This is a genomic window from Mesorhizobium sp. M2A.F.Ca.ET.037.01.1.1 (genome assembly GCF_003998075.1).
Taxonomy (GTDB): domain Bacteria; phylum Pseudomonadota; class Alphaproteobacteria; order Rhizobiales; family Rhizobiaceae; genus Mesorhizobium.
In genome coordinates this window covers 1-5,452 of the sequence record NZ_RZSA01000406.1, presented here as the reverse complement: position 1 = coordinate 5,452, position 5,452 = coordinate 1, and the positions used below count along the sequence as shown (strand labels likewise).

The following is a 5,452-nucleotide window of genomic DNA, read 5'->3' as shown; positions in this document are numbered from 1 at the left end:
GGTCTACGCGCTGGAATACATCCTCGACACGCTGAAGGCCAATCCGGCGGCCATCAGCGATGTCGCCGAATTCAAAAAGACCATGGACACCTTCACCGCGCCCAATCCCTTCCTGAAGGGCGACGCGAAGCTCAGCTATGTCGGCGCGACGTCCTTCGGCCAGAAGCGCCAGCTCTCGGTGCCGATGGTGGTCAACGAATACAAGGACGGCGCTTTCCAGACCCTGTTCGTCGGCTCCGTCGACTAGCGTAACCTTCGAGCGTATTTCCTCAAGCTTGCCATGGGGTCCGGTCGATAGGCCGGACTCGATGGAAGATCGAAGGTATCCATGGAACAGGTCATCGCCAACGGATTGTATCTCGGTGCCCAATATGCGCTGATCGCGCTGGGGCTGACCCTGATCTTCGCCCTGATGAACGTGCTCAATTTCGCCCACGGCCAGATGTATGTGCTGGGCGGGTTCATCACCTACACCGTCTACGGCCAGCTCGGCCTGCCTTTCGTGGTGGCGCTGCTCGCCTCGGGCGTGACGCTCGCCGTCATCGGCGCGCTGATGGAGAAATTCCTCTTCCGAACCGTCATCCGGCGCAGCCATCGCGAGGAAAGCACCATGCTACTGGCCGCCGCGACCGCCTTCTTCTTCGACGCCGTCATCCTGCTTCTGTTCGGCGAGAAGCAGCGCGGCGTTCCCAAAATCGTCAAGGGCGTGTTCAACGACGTTGGCATCATCATGCCCTACGACCGCATCGTCGTCGGCGCGCTGGCGATAGTCTTCATCGCGGCGTTCGTGCTCTACATGCAGTACAGCCGGGTCGGCCGCGCCATGCGGGCGCTTGCACAGGACCGTGTCGCCGCCCAGCTTATGGGCGTCCGCGTTGACCGCTATTCGATGATCGGCTTCGCCATGGGCGCCATGCTAGCGGGCGTCGTCGGCGGGCTGCTGGTCACCATCACCGGTGTCAATTCAGGTATTGGAGGGCCGATCTCGATCAAGGCTTTCCTGATGGTGATGATCGGCGGCGCCGGCGTTGTCGGCGGCGCGATCGCCGGCGGTTTCATCCTCGGCATGATGGAGTCGGTCGGCCTCACCGTGCTGCGCGAATATGGCGACGTCACCTATCTCGTCATCTTCGCCGCCCTGATGGTGTTCCTGTCGGTCCGCCCCAACGGGCTGATGGGCAAGCCCTGGGGTTGATGGCGCCATGACCGTCAATCGCAACACCAGGATCGCCGCGGTCGTCGCCTTCCTCGCGATCGTCTTCATCGCCGTGCCGGCTGCGATCTCGTCGAGCGGCCGCTTCGACCTCTACTACACGCTGACCTCGGTGGCGCTGCTCAGCATCGCCAGCGCCGGCGTCTGGCTCACCTTCTACATCGGACGCATCAATATCGGCCAGGGCGCCTATGCGCTGATGGGCGGCTATGTCTCGGCCATACTGGTGATGAACCATGGCTGGTCGTTTTGGCTGACGCTGCCAGCCGCAGGCCTGTTCTGCGCCGCCGCAAGCGTGCTGATCGGCCTGCCGATCCTGCGCCTGCGCGGCGTCTATTTCGCCATGGTCACGCTGGTGCTGACCGAGGTTGCGCGCCTGCTCGCTCTGGCGCTGCCGATCACCAACGGCGCCAAGGGCATCGTCAGCATCCCGCTGCCCGGCGCGCTGTCGGTCTTCGGCATCACGCTCATCCCCGATTTCGCCACGCTGCAGAATTCGCGGCTCGCCTTCTACCTGCTGGCGGTTACGCTGATGGTGGTCTGCTTCGCCATCATGTACCGGCTGGTCAATTCGCGCATTGGCAAGCTGTGCCAGTCGCTGCAGCAGAACGAGGAGCTCGCCTCCTCGATCGGCGTCAACATCGCCTATCTGCGCGTCATCGCCTATGCCGTCTCGTCCTTCTTCGGCGGCGTTTCCGGCGCCATCTTCGCCGCCATCTCGCAGTCGATCTACCCGTCGAGCTTTACGGTCACCGATTCCGTCAACTTCATGCTGAACTGCTTCCTCGGCGGCCTCGGCTATGTGTTCGGTCCGATGCTCGGCACGCTGGTGCTCTATTTCGGCTGGGACCTTCTGTTCCAGACCGGCCAGTTCCAGCTGCTCATCTATTCCGCCCTGATGATCGTCCTGATGCTGGTGCTGCCCAACGGCCTGCTCAGCCTTGCCGAAACGACCCGGAAGAAGGGTTGAGCCATGGCCGAAATGCTCGAGGTCTCGCGTCTCACCAAACGCTTCGGCGGTCTGGTCGCGGTCAACGACGTCTCCTTTTCGGTGCGCGAGAAAGAGATCCTGTCGGTGATCGGTCCGAACGGCGCCGGCAAGTCGACTTTGTTCAAGCTGATCTCGTCTTTCCTGCGCCCGACGACAGGCGAGGTGCGCCTGAAGGGCGAACGCATCTCCGGCCTCGCGCCGCACATCGCCGCCCGCAGGGGCGTGGTGCGCACCTTCCAGGAAACCACCATCTTCAAGAACATGAGCGTGCGCGACAACGTCATCATCGCGCACCATCTGCGCTCCAAGGCGAGCCTGTTCGGCTTCTTCCTCGGCACCGGCACGGCAAAAGCCGACGAAGCGGCTTTCGGCCAATCGGCCGATGAGATTCTGGCGCTGCTCGGCCTCTCCTCGCTAGCTTATGAGATTGCCCGCAACCTGCCGCATGGCCATTTGCGGGCGTTGGGCATCGCCATCGGTCTCGCCACCAATCCTTCCATCCTGCTGCTCGACGAACCCTTCGCCGGCATGAACCATGACGAAACGATGCGCATGGTCGAGATGGTGCGGCGTCTGCGCGAGCGTGGCCTGACCATACTTCTGGTCGAGCATGACATGCCGGCTGTGATGAAGATTTCGGACCGGCTCGTGGTGCTCAATTTCGGGCAGAAGATCGCCGAGGGAACGCCGTCGGAGATCCAGGCCAACGACAAGGTGATCGAGGCCTATCTCGGCAGCGAAGACGAGGCGATCGGCCTATGAACCAGATCCTGAACTTCGCGAATGTCGAGCTCTATTACGACCACGTCTACGCGCTGAAGGGCGTCTCGCTCGAGGTCAACGAGGGCGAGACCGTCGCGCTGATCGGCGCCAACGGCGCCGGCAAATCGTCGATCCTTCGCGCCATCACCGGCCTGCGCAAGATCCGGTCCGGCGAAATCCATTACAGCGGCAAGCGGATCGACGGCGCCGCGCCTGACGAGATCGTCAAGATGGGTATCGCCATGGTGCCGGAGGGACGCCGCGTCTTCCCCTATATGTCAGTCAGGGACAACCTCCTGATGGGCGCCTTCACGCGCACCAGCAAATCCGAGATCGCCGCATCGATGGAGATGGTGCTGGGCCGCTTTCCGCGGCTCAAGGAACGCTTCTCGCAGGCCGCCGGCACGATGAGCGGTGGCGAGCAGCAGATGCTGGTCATCGGCCGCGCGCTGATGGCGAAGCCGAAACTGTTGCTGCTCGACGAGCCGTCGCTGGGCGTCGCGCCAAAGCTCGTCCAGGACATCGCCCGCTCGATCGTCGCCATCAATCGCGACGAGAAGGTCAGCGTGCTCCTGGTCGAGCAGAATTCGCGTATGGCGCTGCGCATCTCGCAGCGCGCCTGTGCGCTGACCACCGGCAGTGTTGCGCTGAGCGGCAACTCCGCCGAACTGCTGACCGACGACCGGGTCAAGCGTCTTTATCTCGGCGGCGAGATCTGAGGCTGATTGGCATGCGCATTCTCGTCATCAACCCCAACACCACCCAGTCGATGACCGCCAAGATCGGCGAGGCGGCGGCAAGCGTCGCCTCCGGCCCGACAGAGATCGTCGCCGTCAATCCCGCCGACGGCCCGCCGAGCATCGAAGGTTATTTCGACGAGGTCTTCGCGATACCCGGCATCATCGCCGAGATGGGCAAAGCACAGGCCGACGCCTATGTCATCGCCTGCTTCGACGATACCGGCCTCGATGCCGCGCGTTGCGCCACCGAGGCTCCCGTCATCGGTATCGGCGAGGCGGCGTTTCATATGGCGAGCCTTGTCGCGGGCAAGTTCAGCGTCGTCACCACGCTTGCCCGCTCGGTGCCGGCGATCGAGCACAATCTGGCCAAATACGGCCTCGCCTCGCGCTGCGCCAAGGTGCGCTCATCGGATGTCGCCGTGCTTGAGCTCGAACGTCCGGGTTCGAATGCAAGACATCGGATATCGCAGGAGATTGCGCGCGCCATTCGCGAGGACCATGCCGAGGCGATCGTGCTCGGCTGCGCCGGCATGGCCGACCTGGCGCGCAGCCTGTCCGAGGAGCATGGCGTTCCGGTGCTGGACGGCGTGGTCTGCGCCGTCACGCTGGCCGAGAGCCTGTTCAAGGTCGGCTTGAAGACATCGAAGATCGGCGGCTATGCGGCGCCGCGCGGCAAGCAGTTTGCCGGTATATTCGCCTCGCTGTCGCCGGCCGACTGAGACAGGTCGTGTAAGGCTGGTTGCCCGGGATTGACCACCGCGCAAGCCATATTAGATTGAACCGACCTCTACCAATGGAGGCAAATCAGGCGTGCTACGCCTGCGCGTTGAAGAGCATGTTGACGGTACTCAGGGAAGATGATCGAGAAGACAAGCCGGCGGCACGCTGGTCGCCGATCTATTATGGGCTGAGGGACGCCATCGTCAGCCATCGCCTCGCGCCGGGCACGAAGCTGCCGGAAGACGAGCTTGCCTCGATTTATTCGGTGAGCCGCACCGTCGTTCGCGCCGCTCTGCAGGCGTTGGCGCACGACCGCTTGGCACGGCTGGAGCCCAATCGCGGCGCCTTTGTCGCGCAGCCGTCGAAGATGGAGGCGCGCGAGGTGTTCGAGGCTCGGGCGCTGATCGAGCCCAAGGTGGCGGCGCTTGCCGCCAGGGCGGCGGTGCCGTCGGACATCGTGCAATTGCGCCTCCATCTCGAAAAGGAGCATGAGGCGCTGCATGACGGCCGCGACAGCGACGCCATCATGCTGTCGGCGCGCTTCCATGTCGGCATCGCCGAGATCGCGGCGCATTCGGTCTTCACCAACTTCGTGCGCGATCTCGTCTCGCACTCCTCGCTGATCATCGCTCTTTACTGGAAGCGCCGTGACGCAACCTGCGAGAAGCACGCCCATCACGCCCTGGTCGACGCGATCGAAGTCGGCAACAGCGCCGACGCGGCCGCCTTGATGAACAGCCACTTGGTCGACCTGCTGTCGGGACTCGATCTCACGGACAAGGTTGAAAAATCCGACAGTTTGGCGGATCTGTTGCGCGCCTAACCCAACTGGGGACGTTGAGGCGGTTCAGCTTGGTTGCCGAACCGCCCCGGGGAGCCATCTATGCCGTGGCGGCTTGCGAATAGTCCATCTGCTTAAGGTCGGCGATGAGCCCGGGTCCGGTCGGCTGCCAGCCGAGATGCGCGCGCGTCCATTCGCTCGACGCCGGCAGGTCGAGGCCGGCGAACATGGCGAGCCACCCGAAA

6 protein-coding genes and 2 pseudogenes are annotated in these 5,452 nt (G+C 63.5%); 7 read left to right on the top strand and 1 reads right to left on the bottom strand.

Features of this window, described 5'->3' with window-relative positions; translation table 11 throughout:
* The 7 genes and pseudogenes from EOA27_RS19910 to EOA27_RS19880 form a co-directional block, all read left to right on the top strand.
* A pseudogene (locus EOA27_RS19910) lies at positions 1-247 on the top strand (branched-chain amino acid ABC transporter substrate-binding protein); the annotation flags it as partial.
* An 81-nt stretch (positions 248-328) separates the two neighbouring features.
* Positions 329-1,195 (top strand): branched-chain amino acid ABC transporter permease, encoded by an 867-nt coding sequence (locus EOA27_RS19905; RefSeq protein ID WP_042638857.1) that lies wholly within the window; start codon positions 329-331, stop codon positions 1,193-1,195.
* 7 nt (positions 1,196-1,202) lie between these two features.
* Complete coding sequence (locus EOA27_RS19900; protein ID WP_126078729.1) at positions 1,203-2,183, top strand: branched-chain amino acid ABC transporter permease; 981 nt, start codon at positions 1,203-1,205, stop codon at positions 2,181-2,183.
* A 3-nt stretch (positions 2,184-2,186) separates the two neighbouring features.
* Positions 2,187-2,966: an ABC transporter ATP-binding protein gene (locus EOA27_RS19895; protein ID WP_126078728.1), complete on the top strand. Its 780-nt coding sequence runs from the start codon at positions 2,187-2,189 to the stop codon at positions 2,964-2,966.
* Positions 2,963-3,685: an ABC transporter ATP-binding protein gene (locus tag EOA27_RS19890; RefSeq protein ID WP_127256944.1), complete on the top strand. Its 723-nt coding sequence runs from the start codon at positions 2,963-2,965 to the stop codon at positions 3,683-3,685. The genes EOA27_RS19895 and EOA27_RS19890 overlap by 4 nt, the downstream gene beginning before the upstream one ends.
* Positions 3,686-3,696: 11 nt before the next feature.
* Entirely contained in the window at positions 3,697-4,425 is a 729-nt protein-coding gene (locus EOA27_RS19885) for an aspartate/glutamate racemase family protein (protein ID WP_126078726.1), read from the top strand.
* Between the two features lie 116 nt (positions 4,426-4,541).
* Positions 4,542-5,249, top strand: coding sequence for a GntR family transcriptional regulator (locus EOA27_RS19880; protein ID WP_189343212.1), 708 nt, complete (start codon positions 4,542-4,544; stop codon positions 5,247-5,249).
* Between the two features lie 58 nt (positions 5,250-5,307).
* Here the strand turns inward: EOA27_RS19880 and EOA27_RS42210 are convergent.
* Positions 5,308-5,452, bottom strand: a pseudogene (locus EOA27_RS42210) (NAD-dependent dehydratase); the annotation flags it as partial.